We start from the raw sequence: 23,682 nt of genomic DNA, 5'->3' as shown, positions 1-23,682 counted from the left end.
GGTCGCGTCCCGCCGCCGCTTGAGGAGCGGCGGGACGCGACCTTCGGTGAGCAAGGAGCTGTAAGCACGGCCAAGGCCAGAGCAGGATGAGGGACCTGGGACCAGGACACTCCGCCACGTCATCGCGCGTCACAGCGCGTCGGGATGTTGGGAGCCTGGTTCTTCGCAAGGAACGCTTGTGCGCACCCCTTGGTGGCCCGCCGTCGTCCTCGTCGCATCAACCGCGGCGGCACGACGGCATCAGAGGCCGGATACATGACTGCTCCTGAACCGACTGGCTCAAACCGATGCTCACAAACCCTTGCGAAACGGGGGCCGTCCATACATGACGATGGAGGGTTGCAACAGCGTCGGAGAGCCGGCTGGCCTCACGCCCGCCGCGACATCAGCCGCTCGACCAGCGAGCCGCCCTGGTTCAGCTCGTCGAGTTCGTCGGCGAGCACCGTCACGGTCTCGCGGATCTGCTCCGGCGTGTGCTCGGAGGTGATGAAGAAGCGCAGGCGCGACGAGCGCTCCGGCACCGCCGGGTGGATGATCGGCTGCACGTTGATGCCGCGCTTGAACAGCCGGTCGGACAGGGTCACGGCCTTGAGCGAGTCGCCGAGGATCACCGGTACCACCGCGAGGCCGAGGCTGAAGCCGGTATCGAGGCCGCGCTCGCGGGCGCAGGCGAGGAACAGCGCGCCGTTGCGGCGAAGCCGCGCCACCCGCTCCGGCTCGCGCCGCATCAGCGCCAGAGAGGCGGTGGCGGCGGCGGCGAGCGGCGGCGACAGGCCGACCGAGTAGACGAATCCGCCCGCGGTGCACTTCAGGAGCTCGATCAGGGCCGCCGCACCGGCGATGTAGCCGCCGCAGGAGGACAGCGTCTTCGACAGCGTGCCCATCCAGATGTCGACGCTGCCGGCGGGCACGTCGCAATGCTCGTGCAGGCCGTGGCCGTCCTGGCCGAGCACGCCGAGGCCGTGGGCGTCGTCGACCATCAGCCAGGCGCCGTAGCGCTCCTTGAGGGCGACCACGCCAGCGAGGTCGGGGGCGTCCCCGTCCATGCTGTACAGGCCCTCGATCACGATCAGCGCCCGGCGGTGCTCGTGGCGCGTCGCGTGCAGCAGCGCTTCGAGGGCCTGGAGGTCGTTATGCGCGAAGCTGCGGCGCTGGGCGCCCGAGAGCTGAGCGCCGGTGACGACCGAGTTGTGGATCAGGGCGTCGTGGTAGATCACGTCGCCGGGTTCCAGCAGGGCCGCGATGGTCGCCACGTTGGTGGCGTGCCCGCTCACCATCACCACGCAGGCCTCGGTGCCGTAATGGGCGGCCAGCGCCTTCTCGAGGGTCAGGTGGCCCGGGCGCTCGCCGGCGACGATCCGGCTCGCCGAGGACGAGGTGCCGTATTCCGCCAGCGCACCTTGCGCCGCCACGTTCACCTCCGGATGGCCGTTGAGCCCGAGGTAATCGTAGGACGAGAAGTTGGTGAAGCTCCGCCCGTCGATCCGCGTCGTCGCGCCCGCCTTGGCGTCGTGGACGCGGAAGAACGGGTTACCGAGGCCGATCAGGTCGGCCGCGGAACGCTGGAGCTTCAGCTCCTTGTAGGCCGGCAGGCTGTCGAAGCTCTGGGCCTGGGCGAGGGCGGGCTTAGGCGTCGGACGGGCCGGCGCCGGACGGACGGGAGCCTTGCCGAGGCGGGCGGCGACGAAGCCCGCCAGGGCCTCGCGCCCGCCCGCACCGTGGGAGGATCCGCTGCTCATGAGGTGATGACCTTGATGTCCTGACTGTTCTGCTCGACCAGCACCTGAAGGGACTGGAGCGTCGCGGCGTCGGCCGCTTCGGCCCCGCCATGGCGCTGCGACAGGCTGAGCACCGCCGCCGCACTGTCGTCGACCGGGGCCGCCACCGACTGGATCAGGGTGTCGGCGAGTTCGGTCACGGTCTGGCCGCTCGACACGCCCGACGGCGGCGCGTCGAGGCCGAAGCGCTCCTGCAGGCTGGCACCGAGCTCGACGCCCATCAGCGAATCGAGGCCGATCTCCGAGAGCTGGCGCACCCGGCTGATGTCGTCCTTCGGCAGGCGCAGGATGCGGGCGATGTCCTCGACGATGGCGTCCGCCACGGTCTTGCGGACGTCGTCGAGGTCGTGGGCACGCAGCAGGCCCGCGATGCTGATCGCCACCTGCCCGCCGGCCTCCGCCTGCTGCTCCGAACCGAGACTGGCGTAGCTCGGCGAGCGCAGGGTGGCGAGGCGCTCGCGCGCCTTGCCCCAGTGCATCGCCGCGATGGCGATCACCGCGTCGTCGGGCGCCGCGCCCTGCACGCCCAGGGCCTCGGCCATCAGGTCCAGGGACTTGCGGGCATCGACCGGGGTCACGCCGACGCGGCCGGCCAGCGTCTCCATCACCGCCTTGTTGCGGGCGAGCACGCCGACGTCGCCGATGGCGCCCCAGGCCACCGCCAGGGCCGGCAGGCCGAGGCGGCGGCGCTGGCGGGCGAGGCCCTCCATGAAGCCGTTGGCGGCGACGTAGGAGCCCTGGCCCGGATTGCCGATGAAGGTCGTGGCCGAGGAGAACAGCACGAAGTAGTCGAGCGCCCGGTCGCGGGTGAGGGCGTCGAGATGGCCGGCGCCGATCACCTTGGGGGCGATCACCGCTTCGAGGGCGGCGGGATCGAGGTTCGCGATCAGGCCGTCCTGCAGCACCATCGCGCCGTGGATGACGCCGGCGAGCTTGGGACCCTTGGCTTCCACGCGGGTGATCAGGCGCTGCACCGCGGCGCGGTCGGTGATGTCGCAGGACTCGACTTGCACCGCGACGCCGCGGGCCTTGAGATCGGCGATCGCCGACAAGGCCGCTTCGCCGGTCGGCGACTTGCGGCCGACCAGCGCGATGTGGCGCGCCCCCCGGTCGGCGAGCCAGCGCGCCGCCTCGATGCCGAAGCCCCCGAGGCCCCCGGTGACGAGGTGGACGCGGTTGGGTGCGACCACGAAGGGCTTCGTCGTCTCGGCCGGGATCGTGCCGGCCTTCGGCGGCGCGATCACGATCTTACCGATGTGACCCGATTGCTGCATCAGCCGGAAGGCGTCCGAGACCTCTTCGGCCGCGAAGGGTTGGTAGGGCAGCGCCTTCAGGCTGCCGTCGGTGAAGAGCGCCATCACCTCGCGGAACAGCCGCTTGCCCTCGTCCGGCTGGAACTGGAGCAGCTGGTCGAGATCGACGCCGAAATACGACAGGTTCCGGCGGAACGGCCGCAGGCCGATATGGGTGTTGGCGACGTAGTCGCGCTTGCCCAGCTCGACGAAGCGCCCGAAGGGCTTGAGCGCGTTGAGGCTGCGCTCCATCGCCTCGCCGAACAGGCTGTTGAGCACCACGTCGACGCCGTCGCCGGTGATGCGGCGGATGTCGTCGACGAAGGCCAGCGAGCGCGAATCGAGCACGTGCTCGGCGCCGAGCGCCTTGACCAGCGCCCGCTTCTCGTTCGAGCCGGCGGTGGCGATGACCCGGGCGCCGCGCATCCGGGCGATCTGGAGCGCGGCGAGGCCGACGCCGCCTGCCCCGCCATGGACCAGCACCCACTCGCCGGCCTTGAGGCGGGCGAGCGTCACGAGGCCGTAATAGGCGGTGAGGAAGGCCACCGGCGTGGTGGCCGCGGCCTCCGGCGAAAGCCCCTGGGGGGCGGCCGCCACGACCATCTCGGGCACCACGATGTGGGTCGAGAAGCCCGACTGGGCGAAGGCCACCACCCGGTCGCCGGGCTTGAACGTGGTCACGCCCGCACCCACCGCCGCGACGCGGCCGGCGCATTCGAGGCCGAGCCGCGGGCCGGCGAAGCCGTCCTCGAGGATCTCTTCCGGCAGCATCGAGAGGGCCCAGAGCACGTCGCGGAAGTTGAGGCCGGTGGCCTCGACCGCGATCTCGATCTGGCCCGCACCGGGGGCGACGCGCTCGGCCGGGCCCCAATGCATCTCGTTGAGGCCGCCCGTGGTGCTGCGCTCGAGCCGCGCGGCCGGGGCCGCGGGACCGGTGCGGCGGGCCGGCCGCGCCCCTTGCGAGAAGCGCACGACCCGGGTGGCGTTGTCATCGACCACGATCTCGGTCTCAGGCGTGCCGGACAGGATCAGGTCGCGCAGGCGCTCGGCGGCGCGCTTCGACGGGATCGCCGTCGAGAGGTCGATGCGGCGCACGTCGAGCGACGCCACCTCGTTGGCGAGCGTCCGGGTGAAGGCCCAGATTCCGGCCTCGACGCCGCAGGCGAGCCCGCCGCGGTCGCGGGTGGCGCCGGGGCAGACGACCCAGAGCCGGGTCGGGCGGCTGCCGAGATGCTCGACGCAGCGCTTGAGCCCGAGGCAGCGCTCGCGCAGCCGCTCGGCCGGCTCGCCGCCGCGGTTGAAGGCCCCGGCGAGGTAGACGACCGTGTCGGGCGTCTCGCGCTCCAGTTCGCGCAGGGACGCCTCGGAATCGAGGATGATCGAGACGTGGACCCCGCTCGCGACCAGAAGGGTCGCCAGCGACGAGGCGGTCTCGGCCGCGAACTCGTCCTCCGAGCCGATCACGAAGGCGAAGGTCTGGCCGGCGGCCGCCTTCGGCCGCGGCGGGGCTTCCGCCAGTAGCAGGAGGTCGTTGCCGTTGCGGGTGACCGCGCGGTCCGCCGCGACCTTGACGAGGCCGACCGCGCTCAGCGAGCGCTGCCAGCCCGCGACGTCGTCGAGGCGCCCGACCGGGACCTCGCCCGCAGTCTCGAACCAGCCGGGGTTGAGGCCGAACACCATGTCGCGGAACAGCGAGGCGCCGGGCTCGACCGCCGCGAACAGCCCGCCGGCGGCGAGCGAGGCCGCGAGCGGGGTGAGCAGGTCGCGGGAGGCGCGATGGAGCACGTCGCTCGCCAGCACCGCGTCGAAGGCGGCGAGGCCAAGGGTCGCCGGATCCTCGACGATCGTGACGCCGGCGGGCAGGGCGAGGCGGGCGCGCTCGGCGAGGCGCCGGTCGGCCTCGAACACCGCCAGGTGCGCCTCGTGCAGGCCGGCGAAGGTCGCGACCTGGGCCGAGAGCGGCCCGAACCCGACCTGGAGCAGGCGCAGGGCCCGGTCGCGCGGGAGCGACGCGGCGCTGTCGGAGAGGAGCCGCATCACCGCGTCGGCGGAGGCCCGCACGGTGGCGCCGCGGAGCGAGAACGCGTCGAGGGCCGCCTGCGGCAGGGACGGGGCGTCCGAGAGCGTGCCGGCGAGGATGCGCGAGACCACGGCACCGAGATCGGCGCAGAGCAGCAGCTCCGCCGACAGCTCGGGATGGTCGGCCGCGATCCAGCGCATGATCTCGTCGGGCGCAGGCAGCGTAACGTCGGCGCGCAGGCGCCAGCGTCCGTCACCCGCCCCCTCCGCCAGGCCGCTGACCTCCAGGGCCAGGAGCTGGTTGACGAGCCAGGGGCGAAGCGCCGCCGGCAGCCGGCGCGAGGCCGCGACGTCGACGACGCCGCCGACCGCGAGGCCGCGGGCGAGCTGGTCGGCGAGCGAGGTCGCCCAGCCTTCGAGCAGCATGTGGCCGGCGCCGAGCGCTGCTTCGCCGGTGGCGGTGACACTGCCAGCCTGCCGGCGCACCAGGGCCGCGATCGCCGGCTGCGGCTCGAGGGCGATCGCCGTGGGCTCGGTGGCGAGCTCGGTGAACTGCCGGATCGCGAAGGCGTCGAGGTCGTTACCCGCCTTCATGCGCAGGGCCTGGAACCGGCCCTCGCGCAAGGTCGCGATCACCTCGCCGGCCTCGTCCACCAGGGTGAAGTCGGCCAGGATGCTGCGCTCGTTGCAGCGCCGGGTGCGGATCACCGCCCGGGCGATCGCCGCGCCGGGGCGCACGAGCCGGATCTCGCCGAAGCGGATCGGCACGTAGGCTCGGCTCGCCGCCTCGCCGAGGAGGTCGGCGAAGAGCAGGATCAGGCCGTGGAAGCAGGAATCGAGGCGCGCCGGCACGAGGCCGTAGCGGGTGCTCGCCTCGGCGGGCGCCAAATCGGAGACGATGGTGGCGTCGTCGAGCCGGACCGAGCGGGCGACCTGGCGGAAGGAGGGACCGAAGCCGAGGCCGGAGGCCCGGGCGCGGGCGTAGAGCGCCTCGCCCTCGACCGTGGTCTCGGAGGGCAGGGCCGCCATGTCGCGACCGGTGAGGCGCGCCGGCGGCGGCGTCTCGCCCTCGACCAGCTTGGCGACGGCGTGGAGCTGCCAGGGCGCCTGGCTCAGGCGCGGCCGGGAGAGGATCTGCACCAGGTTGGCGCCGGGCGAGTACCGGCACAGCACCTCGCGCACCGCGTCCTCGGCGAAGACCATCGGCTGCTGGATCTCGAGGTCGGCGAGCGTCACGCTCTCCGAGCGCACGATCTCGCGGCCGACCGCCAGCGCCATCTCGGCGAAGCCGGCACCGGGGAGGATCGCCTGGCCGTCGATGCGGTGGTCGTCGAGCTCGGGCACGGTCGCGACGTCGAGATGGGCCAGCCATTCCAGCCCGTCCGGACCCTGGCGGGCGCCGATGAGCGGGTGGTAGGGCCGGGCGCTCGCCGGGTTCGTCGCCTCGGTGGTCTCCGGCAGGCGGAAGACCTTGCGCTGCCAGGGGTAGTGCGGCAGCGCCACGCTGCCGGCGGGATCGGTGCCGAAGGCCAGGGCCTCGTCGACCGCGGCACCCGCGGCGAGCGAGGCCGCCAGCGCGCGCCGAAACGGATCGGCGGCGAGCGTCTTCTTCGGCAGCACGCCGACGGTGGCGGCATCGAGGCCGAGGGGCTCGAGGCAGTCGCCGATATGGGGCAGCAGGGTCGGGCGCGGGCCGACCTCGACGAAGATCCGGGCGCCTCCTTGCGCCGCGGCCTGGACCGCCGCGCTGAAGCGCACCGGCTCGCGGATGTTGCGCCACCAGTAGCCGGCGTCGAAGGCGGTGCCGTCGAGCACCTCGCCGGTCACGGTCGAGGCGAGCGGCACGGTGCCGGCGGAGGGCTTGAGCCCGGCGAGGTCGCGCCGCAGCGGCGCCTCGATCGGGTTCATCAGCCGGCCGTGGAAGGCGTAGTCGAGGTCGAGCTTGCGGCCGCGGCGGCGCTTGCGCGCGAGCGCCTTCATGGCGGCGTCGATCGCCGCCACGGGCCCCGCCACCGTCACGGCCTTCGGGCTGTTATAGGCGGCGATGTCGAGCTCGGGATAATCGACGAGGAAGGCCTGCACCTCCTCGACGGGGGCGAGCAGCACCGCCATGGTGCCGAGGCCGCGGGTCGCCTCCTGGTGCTTCGAGCGGTAGAAGATGACCTTCACCGCCTGTTCCAGCGTCAGGATGCCGGCGGCCTCCGCCGCGCCGATCTCGCCGACCGAGTGGCCGACGATCGCCGTGGGCGCGAGGCCCACGGCCTTCAGCGCCGCGGTGGAGGCGGCCTCGATGGCGAAGATCAGCGGCTGCGACACGCTGGTGAGGGCGAGACGCTCCTCCAGGTCGTCGGCGAACAGCGCGTCCTTCAGCGACCAGCCGGCGAGCGGCCGGAACAGGGCGTCGGCCTCGTCGAAGCGGGCGCGGAAGACCGGGTTGAGGGCGTAGGCGTCGCGGCCCATCCCGGCCCACTGGCTGCCGTTGCCCGAATACACGAAGGCGACGCCGCCGGCGCGCTCGACCGCGGTGGCGACGACCGCCGCGGGCGTCTCCTCGCCCTCGGCGACCGCCCGCAGCACCTCGGCGACGTCCGCGGTGCCGAGGTCGCGCAGCGGGATCGCGGCGCGGACCGGCAGGCGCTCGCGGCGATGCGCGGCGGCCGCGGCGACGCGGGCCACTTCCGCCGCATCAGCCCCCTCGAGGCGGGCGGCGTAGTCCTGGGCGAGGTCGGCGAGCGCCGCCTTGGTCTGGGCCGAGACCAGCAGCACCTCCGGCGCCGCAGCCTGTGCGGGGGGCGCGGCCGAGGCGGCGACGGGCGCCGGGTCGGTCAGGATCACGTGCGCGTTGGTGCCGCCGAAGCCGAACGAGTTGACGCCGGCGAAGCGCTCCTTGGCGGTGCGGGGCAGGGGCCGCACCTCGCGGTTGACCGCGAGGTTCAGCTCGTCGAACGGGATCGCCGGGTTGAGCTCGGCGCTGTGAAGCGAGGGCGGCAGCAGGTCGTGCTCGAGCGCGAGGCTCGCCTTGAGCAGGCCGGCGAGGCCGGAGACCGGCTCGGTATGGCCGATATTGGTCTTGATCGAGCCGATCGGCAGGGGCGTCGCGCGGCCGCGGCCGAGCTTGTTGCCGATGGCGCCGGCCTCGATCGGGTCGCCGACCGGGGTGCCGGTGCCGTGGGCCTCCATGAAGGCGATCGCGTCGAGGGCGACGCCGGCCTCGCGGTAGATCTCCTCCAGCAGCGCGCCCTGCGCGTAGCCGGACGGAAGCGAGATGCCGGTGGTGCGCCCGTCGGAATTCACCTTCGAGGCGGCGATCACGCCGCGGACGGTCGCGCCGTTGCGGGCGGCCGCCGCCGCAGATTGCAGCACCAGGACGACGCCGCCCTCGGCGCGCACGTAGCCGTCGGCGCTAGCCGAGAAGGCCTGGCACAGGCCGGTGCGCGACAGCATCGAGGCGTTGGAGAACGACACGAAGTTGAACGGGCTCACCAGCAGGTTGACGCCCGCCACCACCGCCGTGTCGATCCGCCCCGAGGCGATCGCCGCGACCGCGGCGTCGAGGGCGACGAGGGACGACGAGCAGGCGGTGTCGAGGGTGAAGCTCGGCCCCTTCAGGTCGAAGATGTAGGAGATGCGGTTCGAGAGGATCGACAGCGTGTTGCCGGTCGCCGCGTAGGCGTCGCCGGAAGCCGCGTCGAGCACCCGCAGGTTGCCGTAATCGAGCGAGGAGGCGCCCACGAACACGCCGATCGGGCTGCCGGCCACCGCCGACGGGCGCAGGCCCGCGCTCTCCAGCGCCTCCCAGGTCAGTTCCAGCAGCAGGCGCTGCTGCGGGTCCATCTGCTCCGCCTCGCGGGGCGAGATGCCGAACACGGACGGATCGAAGGACCAGGGATCGTCGATGACGCCGGCGGCCCAGGTGTAGCTCTTGCCGCGCTCCTGCGCCCGGGGGTGGCCCATGCGCTCGAGGGACCAGCGGTCCTCCGGGATGCGCGAGACGGCGCACCGTCCCTCGATGAGCATCTGCCAGAGGCTGTCGACGCCGGAGGCGCCCGGAAGCCGGCAGGCCCGACCGATGATCGCGATGTCAGGACGCTGTGTCACGTTCGATTCGCACACGCTCTTTTACGGAGGACCGGAGGCGACGGCGCCGCACCCGGGCATTCAACCCAACCCATAGTATGACGCCCGCGTCGCGCCAACCCCGGAACGGCACGACCCGCCCCGAAGAAGCAAGACTTGGCCCAAGTGTGACATCCCTTCATCAGTCGAAGTCATGTCCCAAGACAAGGCACAATGCCTGCGCAAGCGACACAACACTGTCATCTGAAAGAAATGCCGAGCCTCATGAAGCGTCCGGTTGAGCTTGGCGCGGTCCGGGAGGGGCCGGGACGCGCCCGAACCGTTAGACCCGATGAATCGGGTCGCAATGCGGCAGACCGGCCCGGGACCCGTCCGGGCGCGATCAGAAGGCCTTGAAGGTGATGATGGTGCGGGTATCCTGGATATCCGCGATGGTCTGCACGTGTTCGGCCACGAAGTGCCCGATATCCACCCCGTCATCGACGTGGAACTTCGCCAGCACGTCGTAATGACCGGCGGTGGAATAGATCTCGGACGCGATCTCACGGTCGGCCAGGGCGCTCGCCACGGTATAGGTCTTGCCGAGGCGGCACTTGATCTCGACGAAGAAGGTCTGCATCGGCTGGCTCCCGGCGGGCAGTGGTATCGGAGTAGTCTTGGTCTTGGAAAAATTCTGAGGAGCGCCTCGTCTCCGCGACGGCGGCGGGGCGCCGTCGCAGACATCGCGACCGGTCAGGGCCGTCCGATGCTGGCATAGGCGAAGCCGTGCCGGCGGGCATCCTCGGGCCGGTAGACGTTGCGCAGGTCGACCAGGACGGGCTCGGCCATGGCGGCGTGCAGGCGCTTGAGGTCGAGCGCCCGGAACGCGTCCCACTCGGTCACGATCACGAGAGCGTGCGCCCCCGTCGCGCAGGCATACGGGTCGGCGGCGTAGTCCACGTGGTTCAGCAGGGCCTGCGCCTGCTCCACCCCCTCCGGGTCGTAGGCCGCCACCGTCGCCCCCGCATCCTGCAGGCCCGCGATGATCGCCAGCGACGGCGCGTCGCGCATGTCGTCGGTGTTCGGCTTGAACGTCAGGCCCAGCACCGCGATCCGCTTGCCCCGCACGGATCCGCCGCAGGCCGCCACCACCTTGCGGGCCATGGCGCGCTTCCTCTGGTCGTTGACCGCCACCACCGTCTCGACCAGCCGCACCGGCGAGCCGGCGTCCTGCGCCGTCTTGACCAGCGCCAGCGTGTCCTTCGGGAAGCACGAGCCGCCGTAGCCAGGACCCGCATGCAGGAACTTGCGCCCGATGCGGTTGTCGAGCCCGATGCCGCGGGCGACCTCCTGCACGTCGGCGCCGACCTGCTCGCACAGGTCCGCGATCTCGTTGATGAAGGTGATCTTGGTCGCCAGGAAGGCGTTGGCCGCGTACTTGGTCAGCTCGGCGGTGCGCCGGGACGTCACCAGGATCGGCGCGTGGTTGAGGTAGAGCGGGCGGTAGAGCTCGCCGACCACGGACGCGGCCTGCGGATCGTCGGCGCCGATGACGATGCGGTCGGGGCGCTTGAAGTCGGCGATCGCCGCGCCCTCGCGCAGGAATTCGGGGTTGGAGGCGACCGCGATGGCGATGTCGGGCCTCGCCTCGCGGACGATGCGCTCGACCTCGTCGCCGGTGCCGACCGGTACGGTGGACTTGGTGACGACGACGGTCGGCCCGGTGACGGCGCCGGCGATGTCGCGGGCGGCCTGGTAGACGTAACTGAGGTCGGCAAAGCCGTCGCCGCGGCGCGACGGGGTGCCGACGGCGATGAAGACGGCGTCGGCGCCGGCGACCGCCTGGCCGAGGTCGGTGGTGAAGGAGAGACGGCTCTGGCGCACGTTCTCGGCGACCAGCGCGTCGAGGCCGGGCTCGTAGATCGGGATGCGGCCGTCGTTCAGCGCGGCGATCTTCTCGGGCGCGGTGTCGACGCACACGACGGTGTGGCCGAAATCGGCGAAGCACGCCCCCGACACCAGGCCGACATACCCCGCCCCCACCATCGCAACGCGCATCTCACGTCCTCCCGGCAGCGGCGTGGCCCGGTGCCCGCGGGCATCGCTGTAGCGTTGCAGTGCGAAACGGGCAACGGGCGCGCCCTCACCAAAGGCGGAACAGCGCCTTCGCCCGGGCGAGGTTGGGGTTATAATAGGGATCGTTGCGGAGTTCCGGGCCCCAGCGCTCGGTCATGGTCGCGACCTCGGCCTCGAAGCGGGCGCGCTTCTCCGGCGTGTCCTCCTTGCCACGGCTTTTCGATTCGTGGTGGGTCAGGGCAGCGTGCGGCGTCCAGATCACGCTGTAGCCGGCCTTGCGCACCCGCAGGCACAAATCGATGTCGTTGAAGGCCACCGCGAGGCGCTCGGCATCGAAGCGGCCGACCGCCTCGAACACCTCGCGCCGGATCATCAGGCAGGCGCCGGTCACCGCCGAGACCTCCTGGGCGATCACCATCCGGCCGAAATACCCCGGGTCGTCGGGCCCGATATCCGGGTGGCTGTGGCCGGCCACGCCGCCGACGCCGAGCACCACGCCGCCGTGCTGGAGCGTGCCGTCCGGGTAGGACAGCTTGGCGCCGACCGCCCCCACCGCCGGCTCGACCGCGATCGAGGCCATCTCGGCGAGCCAGCCCGGTTCGCGCACCTCGATGTCGTTGTTGAGGAACAGGAGCAGGGGGCCGCTCGCCGTGGCCGCGCCGTCGTTCGACAGCCCCGAGAAGTTGAAGGGCCCCGGCCGCGACAGCACCCGGACCCGCGGATCGGCGCCCGCTTCCGCGAGCAGCGATAGGGCTGCGGGCTCGGTGCTGCCGTTGTCGACCACCACGACCTCGATGTCGGGATAGTCGGTGCGGGCGAGGAGACCGTCGAGGACGACGCGCAGGAGCTCGGCCCGGTCCTTGGTCGGGATGACGACCGAGACGCGGGGCGCCGGATCGGGCAGGGCGCGCACCAGCCGGTTGAAGCCGAGAGGGCCCCGCTCGACCCGGTGCGGCCAGCCGCGCCGCGCCACCAGCTCCTCGAGCGCCCGCAGCCGCGCCGCCTCGGCCCGCGCCAGGAACGCGTCCGAGAAGGTGCCGGAGCCGATCGCGGTGCGCCAGTGGTAGAGGATCACCGGCAGGTGGCGGACGCGGGCGGGATCGAGCCGGTCGCTCAGGCGCAGGAGCAGGTCGTGGTCCTGGCTGCCCTCGAAGCCGGTCCGCAGGCCTCCCACCGCCTCGACGAGGCTGCGGCGCACCACGGTCAGGTGGTTGAGGTAGTTCTGGCCGTAGAGGAGCTCCGGGTTCCAGTCGCCCTTGAAGTGCGGCTCGAAGCGCCGCCCGTCGGCGTCGATCTTGTCCTCGTCGCTGTAGATCAGGTCGAGGTCCGGCTCGCGCCGGATGGCTTTGGCTACCTCGTAGAGGGCGTGGGCCGGCAGGACGTCGTCGTGGTCCATGAAGGCGATGTAGGCCCCGCGCGCGAGGCCGAGCGCGGTGTTGGTGGCGGCCGCGATGTGGCCGTTCTCGGGCCGGCGCACGACGCGGATGCGGGGCTCCTCGGCGCTCGCCCGGGCAAGCAGGCGCGGCACCGCCGGATCTGTCGAGGCGTCGTCGGCGATGCAGAGTTCCCAGTGCGGGTAGAGCTGCGCGCGAACCGAGCGCAGGGCTTCCTCCAGCACCGTCACACCGGGGTTGTAGACCGGCATCACCACCGAGATCGGCGGCGGATCGCGCCACTCGGCCACCTCGGCGGCGATGCGGGCGCGGTCGGCCTCGCTCAACGTGTCGAAGTGGCGGACCCAGGTGTCGTACCCCGTCAGCCCCGGCGGCACGAGGGCGCGGGCGAGGCGGTGCTGCGAGCGCACCCTCTTGCCGACCGCGCGCCACAACAGGGCCTGGGCGGTCAGGACCGGCCGGCGCAGGGCCGCCCGGCCGACGAGGGCGAGGCGGCTTCGCACCGTGACGGTGAACTCGGCGATGCTCAAGGCCGCCTCGCCGAGCATCGGCGTGAGCGTCAGGGCCGTGGTGCCGGCGGGCAGCCGCCCGAGCCAGGTGAAGCGCCCGTGGCCGAAGGCCCGCTCGGACAGGCCGGTGCCCTGCGGCCCCTCCGGCCCGTCGACGATCGCCGTCAGCTCGACCCGGCTGAAGGCACCGTGATTCTCGTCCTTGAAGGCGATGCTCACCCAGCGCCCGCCGAGCCCGAGATCCGCCACGTCGAGGCGCAGGCCCTGCGCCCCGAAGTCGAGCCGCAGGCGGGAAAAGTCCCGCGCGACCTTGCGCCCGCGTCCGAGGCGGAGCGCGGCCCGCAAGGGGGAGGGGGAAGGGACCTGGGATGGGAAGGGCGTCTGAGCTGTCACCTGTCCTCGTACCTCTGGGGCTGCGCGGACGACGGATCGCATCGACTCGGTCGGGCGCACCGAACATCGCGCATCCGCCGGCCGAACCGATGGCTCAGGTCGAGCGTGCGTCGATCGACCGGCAGGGTCCATCCCCGCGCCTGCGGGGAACACAGCACGGTGGCGAGCTATCACGTTCGCGCCGCGGGTTCATCCCCGCGCCTGCAAGGAACACCTGGCCGTCTCCCTGATGGTCCCGGTCACCGTCGGTTCATCCCCGCGCCTGCGGGGAACACCCCGGATCCACCGACGACGCCCTCCGCAAGGCCGGTTCATCCCCGCGCCTGCGGGGAACACGCCAGGACCGAGCGGTAGAGGCCGAGGGCGATCGGTTCATCCCCGCGCCTGCGGGGAACACCCCGGATCCACCGACGACGCCCTCCGCAAGGCCGGTTCATCCCCGCGCCTGCGGGGAACACGCCAGGACCGAGCGGTAGAGGCCGAGGGCGATCGGTTCATCCCCGCGCCTGCGGGGAACACGCCTGCTGAAGGGGGGCATCTCCCGGGCCCGCCGGTTCATCCCCGCGCCTGCGGGGAACACACGGTGCCGGTACCGGTGCCCAGCGTCAGGGTCGGTTCATCCCCGCGCCTGCGGGGAACACCAAAGAAGGGCGATCATCGTGCGGGTTGCAGCCGGTTCATCCCCGCGCCTGCGGGGAACACAGCGCCAGCGTACCTCGAGCGCCGGACGTCCGCGGTTCATCCCCGCGCCTGCGGGGAACACTGCAACACGTTGCGTGCGAGACTGTCGACAGCCGGTTCATCCCCGCGCCTGCGGGGAACACAGCTCCAGTCACCGCCGCGCCCGCAAGGGCAACGGTTCATCCCCGCGCCTGCGGGGAACACATCGCCACCGTGCTCAACACCGCCTCCAGATCCGGCTCATCCCCGCGCCTGCGGGGAACACCCTGCTACGACGCCGACCGCGCGGGACAGGTTCGGTTCATCCCCGCGCCTGCGGGGAACACATGGTGTGGCGGCCGACGGTGGTGTTGCCGGCCGGTTCATCCCCGCGCCTGCGGGGAACACGAGGAAATCGAAACCGAAAAACCGAAATGAGCCGGTTCATCCCCGCGCCTGCGGGGAACACGTGGCCGCCGACTGAGCCGACGGTAGGTTGGGCGGTTCATCCCCGCGCCTGCGGGGAACACTACCCGGGCTTGGACGAGCTGACCTGATAGCGCGGTTCATCCCCGCGCCTGCGGGGAACACTCCTTCTGGAAGTGATTGATGCGCTTGGCATTTCACGATGTCAAACAGCGCACCGGCGTTCCGCACCCGTTCCAGGGCGTCTCAGCCGGCTCCGAAGCCGCCCGCTCCGCCCCGCGTCACGGCCCCGCGCGGCCCGGATCCGTCAGCTGGATCGTCCAGCTCTTCTGCTCCCCCGTATCGACCTCGAAGAAGCCGTTGCGGTCGTAGCCGCGGGCGAGGCAGTCCTCGACGCCCCGGATGGTGAACTCGCGGTCGCGGGTGCACATCAGGGAGCGGCCGCTCCACTCGCCGCCCCGGTCGTAATCGACCGCGAAGACGTAGTAGTAGCGGGCGGCCAGGGCTCCCTTGAGCAGGGTCTCGCAGCCCTTGGCCGAGAGGTTCCACCAGCCCTCCGTCACCCAGCCGCCGGAATCCCGGTAGCCCAGGGCGATGCCGATGCGGCTGCCGGTCATGTTGCACATCCGCAGGTCAGCCCGCGCCGGCCCGGCGCCCAGGAGGGCGAGGACCAGGGCGGGAAGGACGGCGCGGCGGGGGGAGAGGAAGTCAGCCAACCAGGATGATGCGGAGGTCATTGACGTTGGTGCGGGTGGGCCCGGGCCGGACGAGGTCGCCGAGCCGGTCGAAGAACGGAGTCGAGTCGTTCTCTCCCAAGCTCGCCCGCGCGTCGAGCCCCGCCGCCGCCGCACGGGCGAGCGTCGTCGGGTCGATCATCGCGCCGGCGGGGTCGGTGGCCTCGCCGCGGCCGCCGTCGGTGCCGTCGGTATCGGCCGAGAGGGCGCAGATGCCGGGGGCGCCGTCGAGGGCGAGCGCCAGCGCGAGGGCGTATTCCTGGTTCGGACCGCCCTGGCCCTCGCCGCGGATGGTCACGGTCAATTCGCCGCCGGAGATCAGCGCGGCTCTCCGCCCGGCGGCGGCCATCTCGCGGGCGAGGCCGGCCTGCTGCTGTGCCACCTCCCGGGCCTCGCCCTCGAGATCGGCGCCGAGCAGCACCGGCTCGTAGCCGGCTCCTTGCGCGGCCGCGGCCGCCGCGTTCAGGGCGTCGACCGGGCGGGCGATGATGCGGAACTCGCTGCGGGCGAAGGCGGGGTCGCCGGGCTTCGGGCTCTCGTTGGCGGGGTCGTTCAGCAGCGCCTCGGCGGAGGGCGGCAGCGGGATGCCGCGGCGCAGGCAGATCGCCCTCGCGTCGGCGAGCGTCGTCGGGTCCGGCACCGTCGGGCCGGAGGCGATCACCGCCGGATCGTCCCGCGGCACGTCGGAGATCGCGAGCGTCAGGATCCGGCCGGCGTTGCGGGCGGCCTGCGCGAGGCGCCCGCCCTTGATGCGCGAGAGGTGCTTGCGCACGCAGTTGATCTCGTCGATCGCCGCGCCCGAGCGCAGCAGCGCCCGGGTGATGCCCTGCTTCTCGGAGAGCGTCAGGGCGCCGGCCGGCGCGATCCAGTTGGCCGAGCCGCCGCCGGAGAGGAGCACCAGCACGAGGTCGTCCGGGCCGGCCGCGGCCGCGAGATCCAGCGCCCGTTGCGTCGCCGCGATGCCGGCTTCGTCCGGCACCGGGTGGCCGGCCTCCACCACTTCGATCACCCCCGCCGGCTCGCCGTAGCCGTGGCGGGCCACCGCGAGGCCTTCGATGCGGGCCGGATCGACCCCTTGCGACCGGTAATGCCGCTCGGCGAGCGCCGCCATGCTGGCCCCGGCCTTGCCGGCGCCGAGGATCACCAGCCGCCCGGCCGGCACCGGGGGCAGGTGCGGCACCAGGCAGCCGCGCGGATGGGCGGCCGTCACGCCCGCATCGAGCAGGCGCAGCAGCAGGGCGCGGGTCTCCGGAGAGGGGGTACCTTGAGAACCTGGAGAGGGGACATCGGTCACGGGGCGGTTCCTCGCGTCTCGGTGTGATCACGGTTAGGGCCGGCTTCGTGCCGGCCTCGTTCTCAACTGTCAGAGCTCGGCCGTTCGGGAGGAACGCCGGGGCCGCGCGACCGCGATGCCGGCGAGGATCAGGCCGCCGCCGAGCACCTGGAGCGGGCCGAGGGCCTCGCCGAGGAGGATCCAGGCCAGGATCGCGGCGGCCACCGCCTCCAGAAAAATCACCAGGGAGGAGAAGCCGGCCGGCAGGCGCCCAAGCGCCACCGCGAGCAGGCCCTGGCCGCCGGCATGGCTGACGAGGGCCAGCGCCAGGAGCCCGAAGGCGGCGCTGCCCGAGTGCGGCAGCATCGGCCGGGTCTCGAGCACCGCGACCGCGCCGAGCAGCACCAGGGCGGTGATGCAGGAGGCCACGAAGGTGACGCGGGCGGCGCCCATGCCCAGGGCCCGGGCGCGCTCCACGGTGAGGAAGTAGAGGGCAAAGAAGATCGCGGTGATGACCCCGTCCCGGTCGCCGGCGAGCCGCGCGGGATCGACCTGAACCGATTGCCCGACCAGGCTGGCGCCGCCGATAAGGCAGACGAGGAGGCCGACGAGCGTGCGCCCGGCCGGCCGGCGGCGCAGGCCGATCCAGGCGAACAGAACCACGAAGACCGGCGCGGTGGTGGCGAAGAAGGTGGCGTTGGCGACCGTGGTGCCCAGGATGGCGAGGTGCCAGAACAGGAGGTCGCCCGAGAAGACGAGACCGGCCAGCAGCACCGAGGGCGTGAGGGCGCGGCGCAGGTGCGGCGCCCGCGCCTCCTCCCACCGCATCCAGCCGTAGAGCGCCGGCAGCGCCAGGGCGACGCGCCAGAACGCGCTGGCGAAGGGCCCGACCTCGGGGCTGACGAACCGCACCAGGACCGGCGACAGCCCCATCGCCAGCGCACCCGCGACGAGGGCGGCGCAAGCGGGACCGAGACTGGCCGGGCCGAGATCGGCCGCGGGGCCGGCGGAGGCGGCGAGGCCGGCAGCGAGGTCGGGCCTGGGGGTGCGGGACATCGAGGGGGCCTTCTCGGGCGGCGCGCTTCCGGTGCGGGGGAGTTCCGATCCCCCACTATGGCAAGTCGCGCCCGGCGTCACCGTGCGGAGCGGATGGAGCCTGCCCCGCCATTTGGGTATGGGGGAGGGACCCGACGCGACCGCGATCCCAGATGACAACCCCTGCCACGCCCCCTCCGCCCCAGCCCGTCGAGACGATCCCCGGCGATCCGGCCTGCGGCCTCCTCCTTCTCTGCGACCACGCCTCGAACGCGGTGCCGCCGGACCTCGCCGATCTCGGCGTCGCGCGGCCGCATTTCGAGCGGCACATCGCCTACGACATCGGCGCGGCGGCGGTGACGCGCTCGCTCGCCCGCCGCCTCGGGGCGCCGGCTTTGCTGACCACCTTTTCGCGGCTCATCATCGATCCCAATCGCGGCCGCGGCGACCCGACCCTGGTGATGCGCCTCTCCGACGGGGCGATCGTGCCGGGCAACGCGCGGATCGGGCCTTCGGGCGTCGCCGAGCGGCTCAGGCGCTTCTACGACCCTTACGACCGGGCGATCGACGCGGCGGTGGACGCCGCTCTTGCCGCGGGCGCGCCGCCCGCCATCGTCACCGTGCACAGCTTCACCCCGGCCTGGCGCGGGGTGGCGCGGCCCTGGCACGTCGGCATCCTGTGGGACCGGGACGACCGTCTCGCCGGCCCGCTGATCGCGGGGTTGCGGGCGGATCCGGCCGGGTTCACCGTCGGCGACAACGAGCCCTATGGCGGCGGCCTGCCGGGCGACACGATCGACCGCCACGCCCTGGCGCGGGGCCTACCCAACGCCCTGATCGAGATCCGCCAGGACCTGATCGGCGACGAGGCCGGGGCGGAGGACTGGGCCGCGCGCTTTTCCGCCCTGCTGGGGCCGTTGGTCGCCCGCGCTTGACCGGGCGGGCGCCGGCCCCGACTTCCTGCTTGGACAGGACGTGAGGAATTTCCGATGGACGGCATCGACGAGACCACCCGCACCGAGCTCGAGGCCGCGGTCTTCCGCCGCCTGGTGTCGCACCTCCAGGGGCGCACCGACGTGCAGAACATCGACCTGATGAACCTGGCGGGGTTCTGCCGCAACTGCCTGTCGAACTGGCTCAAGGACGCCGCCGACGCCCGCGGCCTCGCCCTCACCAAGGACCAGAGCCGCGAGCACGTCTACGGCATGCCCTACGACGAGTGGAAGGCGCGCCACCAGAACGAGGCGAGCCCGGAGCAGGCGGCGGCCTTCGCGGCGCGGGCGGAGAAACACTGAGGATCCGCCCGCGCGGGTGCGAGCGGAGAAACACTGAGGATCCGCCCGCGCGGGTGCGAGCGGAGAAACACTGAGGATCCGCCCGCGCGGGTGCGGGCGGAGAAACACTGAAGGCGACGACGCACCGGCGGGATCGGTCCGCCCGGAATCCGGACGCGCAAGAACTCGGTAAGGTTGCGCATCTATCAAGATCCGGGAGGGCGCGCCGCGAAGGCCGCCATCCGTCAGTGGGTTGGGGTGCCTGATGGCCGCGTCCGCCCGCGGCGGCACGACCACCCATCGGACAGGAGACCGTGAATGAACGCGCACAGCATGCCGGACGCCGACGTCGCCTCGTCGGGCGTCGCCGCCGAGGAGCTCAAGCAGTTCATCGAGCGCATCGAGCGCCTGGAGGAGGAGAAGGCCGGCCTCCAGGGCGACATCAAGGACGTGATGCTGGAGCTCAAGGGCCGCGGCTTCGACGTCAAGGCGGTGCGCACCATCCTGCGCCTGCGCAAGAAGGACCATTCGGAGCGCCAGGAGGAAGAGGCGATCCTGGAGCTGTACATGCAGGCGCTGGGGATGGCGTAGGGCCATCCAGCCTTCCTGGGACGAGCGGCGCAGAACTCTTTCTCTGCTGAATCAATCATCTTGATTTTTCACTGACGAATAAGGCGCGGGACTTCTTCTCTCCCCACGGGCGCAGGGCTGTCCGGGGAAAAGAAACGGCGCGGGTTTCCCCTCTCCCCGCGGGCGGGGAGAGGCTTTCGTCCCCCTTGCCGGGGACGAAAGAAGCAGAGGCGCAGCCGGAGCGAGGGTGAGGGGGTATTCCCGGATGAGGCTCCTCCGGCACCACCCCCTCACCCTCGGCTGCGCCTCGCTGCGTCCCCTGAACGGGGACACAGCCCTCTCCCCGCCCGCGGAGAGAGGAGGATTCCCGCGCCATTCTTTTCCCTGGACAGCCCTGCGCCCGCGGGGAGAGGAGAAGACCGCGTCATTCTCTCTCCGCACTGCACTGCGCGACCGGAGAGCGGAAATACGCGCGTCCCCACACGCCTAACCCCGCCACGCCCGCTCTCCGAGGAACTGCCGCCGCATCGCCGGACGTTTGGCACGGATGGAACCGCTCACCCCCTCGGAGCCCGACGGCTTCCGCTACGCCGACCTCATCCCGGCGACCGACTTCCTCAGCATCCTCGACGACGCGCATTACCGGCCCGTCCCGGAGGGCTGGTGGGTCGCGGTCACCGACGTGGTCGATTCGACTGGCGCCATCGCGGCGGGGCGCTACCGGGCGGTGAACTTCGTCGGCGCCGCGGTGATCGCGGCTTTGCGCAATGCGCTCGGGCGGCGCGACGTGCCGTTCGTGTTCGGGGGCGACGGGGCGAGCGTGCTGGTCGCGCCCGAGGAGGAAGAGGCGGCGCGCGGCGCGCTGGCCGCCACGGCGGCGTGGTCGCGCGACGCGATGGGGCTCGCCTTACGCGCCGCCCTGGTGCCCGTCGCGGCGATCCGCGCGGCCGGCCATTCCGTCGAGGTGGCGCGCTACGCGCCTTCGCCGGACGTCGCCTACGCGATGTTCATGGGCGGCGGCCTCGCCTTCGCCGAGCGCGCGCTCAAGCAGGGTCTCCATGCCGTCGCGCCGGCGCCCGCGGGCACGCAACCGGACCTCGCCGGGCTGACCTGCCGGTTCGAGCCGGCGAAAGCCCGCCACGGCCTGATCCTGTCGATCCTGGTGGTCGCCGCCGAGGGCGCCGACCGGACAGCCGCGCGGGCGGCGATCGCCGACGTGGTGCGCCTTGCCGCCGAGGCGCCGGCCGGCGGCCATCCCCTGCCGCCCGGCGCGCCCACCTTGCGCTGGCCGCCGGCCGGCTTCGCCCACGAGGTGCGGGCGCGCGGGCCCCTGTGGGGCTCGCCGGCCCTGCGCCGCCTCCACCTCCTCGGGGCGACGCTCGTCGCGCACCTGATCTTCCGGTTGAGCCTCAGGCTCGGGGGGTTCTCGGCCCCGCGCTACCTCGACGAACTGGTGGCGAACGCCGATTTCCGGAAATACGACGACGGCCTGCGCATGACCGTCGATTGCGGGCCCGATCTCGCGGCGCGGATCGAGGCGCGGCTGGAGGCGGCGGAAGGAGGCGGGCTGGTGCGGTTCGGCCTGCACCGCCAGGCCGCGGCGCTCACCACCTGCATCACCCCGGTGGCGGCCTTGCGCGACCACGTCCACTTCGTCGACGGCGAGGACGGGGGCTACGCCCGCGCCGCGCAGGCGCTGAAGGCCAAGGACGCGAAGGCCAACGACGCGGCACGCCGGGCGACCGGCGCGAATCCGGGCAACGAATCGGCCCGCGCGCCGGTTTGAGGCGGGAGCGTGGCCTGGAAGGGCGCGGGCAGGCGATCGGTCGCAGCCCACCCTTGCGTCAAGAGAAGGGACTTGGTGACCAGACTCACCGTATATCCCGCCTTTCCGAATCGAACTGGAACAGAGCCCCCTTGGAAATGAACGACGCGGTGTGGACGGCTGAGGCGACCGAGAAGGCGGTCGCGCTGTGGATCGATGGACGTGACCCGGCGGAGATCGCCGGCGTGATCGGCACGACGGTCGCCGATGTGATCGGCCGCGTGGCGCAGGCCGCCCTGGCGCGGCAGCAGGCCAAGGCCGCGGAGAAGGCCGCGGCGGCCAAGGCAGCGGCCGCGAAGCCGGCGGCCCCGGCCGCCCCCGCCAGGATCGAGCCGGTCGCCCGGATCGAGCCCGTGAAGGCCGAGCCGGCGCAGGCCGTCGCCAGGGCCGAGCCCGCGAAGACCGAGACGGCCGAGGCTGCCTCTCCCAAGGCTGCCCCCAGGATCCTGCCTTCCCGGATCCTGACCGCGGACGTCGCCCCGGTCGCCGCCAAGCCCGCCCCGGTCAAGGCGGCCCCGGCGAAGCCCGCCCCCGGCAAGCCGGAGGCCGCGCCGGTCGCCAAGCCCGCCGTGAAGGCCGCCGAGAAGCCGGCGCCCGAGAAGCCGACTCTCAAGCAGCCGACCCCCAAGCCGGTGGTGGCGCCGCCGGCCCCCCGCGTCGAGGCGCCGGTGATGAGCGCGCGCGCCCTCGAGGAGGCCACCCGGGCGTTCCTCGCCGCCAACATGGCGCCGTCCCGCAAGGCCGCGCCCGCCGCGAAGGCGGCCCCGGCGGCCCGGCCGGCGGCGGTGGCTCAGCCCGCCCCGCAGCCGCGCGCCGTCGAGGCGCCCGCCCGTCCGGTCGCGCCGAGCGTCCAGGCGGTGCGTGAGGCGGCGCCCGAATTCGCCCCGGCGCCGGCGATGTCCGCCCCCCTGCTGGCCGAGCCGGCCGAGGGCGGCAGCATCGTCGCCCTGCCGGTGTCCCGCCGGGTCCCGGCGGTCGCAGCCGATGGCGGCGACGGGGTGCTGTTTCTCAAGGCGGGCCTGCTCGACTGTACCTTCCCGCTCTGGTCCGACGGCGACGGCACCGCGATCGAGTCGAAGCGCGTCTGCGGCTGCCGGGTGCTCACCGGCAAGCGCTGGTGCCGCACCCACTACGCCACGGTGTTCGAGCCGCCGAAGCGCCCGATGCGGGCGGCCTGACGCGAAGTCCGGACGAGACGTCGTCCGGACTTCGCCAGATCCCCGACCGGGGGCCGGACAAGCCCCCGGGCCAAGGAGAGTTGCAAGATGCAACTCTCCTTGCTTTTCTGCTTTTGCCGCATACCTCCGACGAACCGGCATCCCCTTCGTCGGACAATGCTCTATCCGGGCAGGACCACCATCACGTCCGGCTCGCGCCCGGTGGCGAGAGTGCCCTGGACGCGCCGTCCCTCGAGGTCGACGACCGCGATCCGGTCGTCCTCCAGGGCCGCGAAGGCGAGCGGGCTCGACGGATGGCGGGCGAGCGCCACCGGCGCGGCCCCGAGCGGCACGACCGCCACCTCCTTGAGCGCGGGATCGAGGAGCGACAGGCTCTTCTCGGCGTAGTTCGCCAGGATCAGGTCGCCCTCCGGCCCGCAATCGACCCGCACCACGTCGCCCCGGGTCGGGAGCGTGCGCGTCACCGTCATCGCCTCGGTGGCGAGTGCGGTCAGCGTCGCGCTGCGGCGGTTGGCGACGTAGAGCGTGGCCTCGTCCGGGGAGAGCGCATTGCCCTCCGGCCATAGGCCGGTCGCGGCGAGGCGCGGTCCTTCCGCCGGCGCGAAGGGCCGGACCCGGCTCACGGTGTTCGACAGGATGTTGGCGATGTAGGCCGTCTCGCCGTCCCGCGACAGCGAGAACAGGTGGCCCTTGATGCCGCCGGTCGCCGCCGCCCGGTCCGGCCGCTCGGCCCGGTCCGGCGCGTCGAAGCCCAGCAGCACGTCGCGGTCCTCGCTCAGCACGAACAATCGGTCCTTCGCGTCGAGGCGCAGGCCGTGCAGGCGCCGGAACGGCGCGCACGAGATGGTGCGGGAAAGACTTCGGGCGGCGAGATCGACGACGTAGACCGCGTCGCCCCCGGGCCCCGGCGTGGTCGAGGACTTGGCGCCGTAGAGGCCGACATAAGCGCGGGCCCCGGCCCGGTCGACGGCGAATTCGTGCGGGTATTCTCCCGGCAGCTCGACCCGGCCGGTGCGCCGGCCGCTGGCGAGCTCGTAGAAGCTCAAGGCGTAGTCGCCCTTCTCCATCACCAGGAGGGTGTCGGAGCGGCCGGCCGGCCCGCTCTGGGCTCGGGCGGCGCCCGTCGTCAGCGCGAGGGCGGCGAGGCCGGACAGGCAGGTGCGGCGGTCGATGGCGGGGGGCATGCAGGG

14 protein-coding genes and 1 CRISPR repeat array are annotated in these 23,682 nt (G+C 72.7%); of the genes, 5 read left to right on the top strand and 9 right to left on the bottom strand.

Going from position 1 to position 23,682, the window contains the following annotated elements; all coding sequences use genetic code 11:
- Positions 1 to 368: 368 nt before the first annotated feature.
- From BM430_RS03530 to BM430_RS03495, 8 genes are all read right to left on the bottom strand, one after another.
- Positions 369 to 1,739: an aminotransferase class I/II-fold pyridoxal phosphate-dependent enzyme gene (locus BM430_RS03530; protein ID WP_093565363.1), complete on the bottom strand. Its 1,371-nt coding sequence runs from the start codon at positions 1,737 to 1,739 to the stop codon at positions 369 to 371.
- Entirely contained in the window at positions 1,736 to 9,187 is a 7,452-nt protein-coding gene (locus BM430_RS03525) for a type I polyketide synthase (RefSeq protein ID WP_093565484.1), read from the bottom strand. Before BM430_RS03525 ends, BM430_RS03530 begins: the two co-directional genes overlap by 4 nt.
- 361 nt (positions 9,188 to 9,548) lie before the next feature.
- Complete coding sequence (locus tag BM430_RS03520) at positions 9,549 to 9,785, bottom strand: Lrp/AsnC ligand binding domain-containing protein (RefSeq protein WP_048426071.1); 237 nt, start codon at positions 9,783 to 9,785, stop codon at positions 9,549 to 9,551.
- 113 nt (positions 9,786 to 9,898) lie between these two features.
- A complete protein-coding gene (locus BM430_RS03515; protein ID WP_093565360.1) occupies positions 9,899 to 11,203 on the bottom strand; it encodes a UDP-glucose dehydrogenase family protein in 1,305 nt (434 codons plus the stop codon).
- A gap of 85 nt (positions 11,204 to 11,288) precedes the next feature.
- Positions 11,289 to 13,412, bottom strand: coding sequence for a glycosyltransferase family 2 protein (locus tag BM430_RS03510; RefSeq protein ID WP_244539300.1), 2,124 nt, complete (start codon positions 13,410 to 13,412; stop codon positions 11,289 to 11,291).
- Between the two features lie 229 nt (positions 13,413 to 13,641).
- A CRISPR array of direct repeats spans positions 13,642 to 14,768; the repeat unit is 29 nt; unit sequence CGGTTCATCCCCGCGCCTGCGGGGAACAC.
- A 116-nt stretch (positions 14,769 to 14,884) separates the two neighbouring features.
- Positions 14,885 to 15,340, bottom strand: coding sequence for a DUF1036 domain-containing protein (locus BM430_RS03505; protein ID WP_093565357.1), 456 nt, complete (start codon positions 15,338 to 15,340; stop codon positions 14,885 to 14,887).
- Positions 15,312 to 16,631: a glycerate kinase type-2 family protein gene (locus BM430_RS03500; protein WP_093565352.1), complete on the bottom strand. Its 1,320-nt coding sequence runs from the start codon at positions 16,629 to 16,631 to the stop codon at positions 15,312 to 15,314. Before BM430_RS03500 ends, BM430_RS03505 begins: the two co-directional genes overlap by 29 nt.
- 69 nt (positions 16,632 to 16,700) lie before the next feature.
- On the bottom strand, positions 16,701 to 17,666 hold the full coding sequence (locus BM430_RS03495; protein WP_093565349.1) for a DMT family transporter: 966 nt from the start codon (positions 17,664 to 17,666) through the stop codon (positions 16,701 to 16,703).
- Between the two features lie 152 nt (positions 17,667 to 17,818).
- On the opposite strand from BM430_RS03495, the gene BM430_RS03490 reads away from it, so the two are divergent.
- The 5 genes from BM430_RS03490 (at position 17,819) to BM430_RS03470 (ending at position 22,492) form a co-directional block, all read left to right on the top strand.
- On the top strand, positions 17,819 to 18,580 hold the full coding sequence (locus BM430_RS03490; RefSeq protein WP_093565346.1) for an N-formylglutamate amidohydrolase: 762 nt from the start codon (positions 17,819 to 17,821) through the stop codon (positions 18,578 to 18,580).
- A 54-nt stretch (positions 18,581 to 18,634) separates the two neighbouring features.
- Positions 18,635 to 18,940, top strand: a complete 306-nt coding sequence (locus BM430_RS03485; protein WP_093565343.1) for a DUF1244 domain-containing protein — start codon at positions 18,635 to 18,637, stop codon at positions 18,938 to 18,940.
- Positions 18,941 to 19,252: 312 nt separating this feature from the next.
- On the top strand, positions 19,253 to 19,510 hold the full coding sequence (locus tag BM430_RS03480) for a DUF2312 domain-containing protein (protein WP_236012505.1): 258 nt from the start codon (positions 19,253 to 19,255) through the stop codon (positions 19,508 to 19,510).
- A gap of 526 nt (positions 19,511 to 20,036) precedes the next feature.
- Complete coding sequence (locus tag BM430_RS03475; protein ID WP_093565341.1) at positions 20,037 to 21,275, top strand: DUF3095 domain-containing protein; 1,239 nt, start codon at positions 20,037 to 20,039, stop codon at positions 21,273 to 21,275.
- Between the two features lie 137 nt (positions 21,276 to 21,412).
- Entirely contained in the window at positions 21,413 to 22,492 is a 1,080-nt protein-coding gene (locus tag BM430_RS03470; protein WP_093565338.1) for a GcrA family cell cycle regulator, read from the top strand.
- 161 nt (positions 22,493 to 22,653) lie between these two features.
- Here the strand turns inward: BM430_RS03470 and BM430_RS03465 are convergent, their stop codons facing one another.
- Positions 22,654 to 23,676 carry a YncE family protein gene (locus BM430_RS03465; RefSeq protein WP_093565336.1) on the bottom strand — a complete coding sequence of 341 codons (1,023 nt, stop codon included), beginning with the start codon at positions 23,674 to 23,676 and terminating at the stop codon, positions 22,654 to 22,656.
- Positions 23,677 to 23,682: the final 6 nt, after the last annotated feature.

It is taken from the genome of Methylobacterium sp. 174MFSha1.1, from assembly GCF_900116815.1.
In the GTDB taxonomy this organism is placed as follows: Bacteria; Pseudomonadota; Alphaproteobacteria; order Rhizobiales; family Beijerinckiaceae; genus Methylobacterium.
The sequence above is the reverse complement of the archived record's forward strand: the minus strand, read 5'-3'. Positions and strand labels throughout refer to the sequence as shown.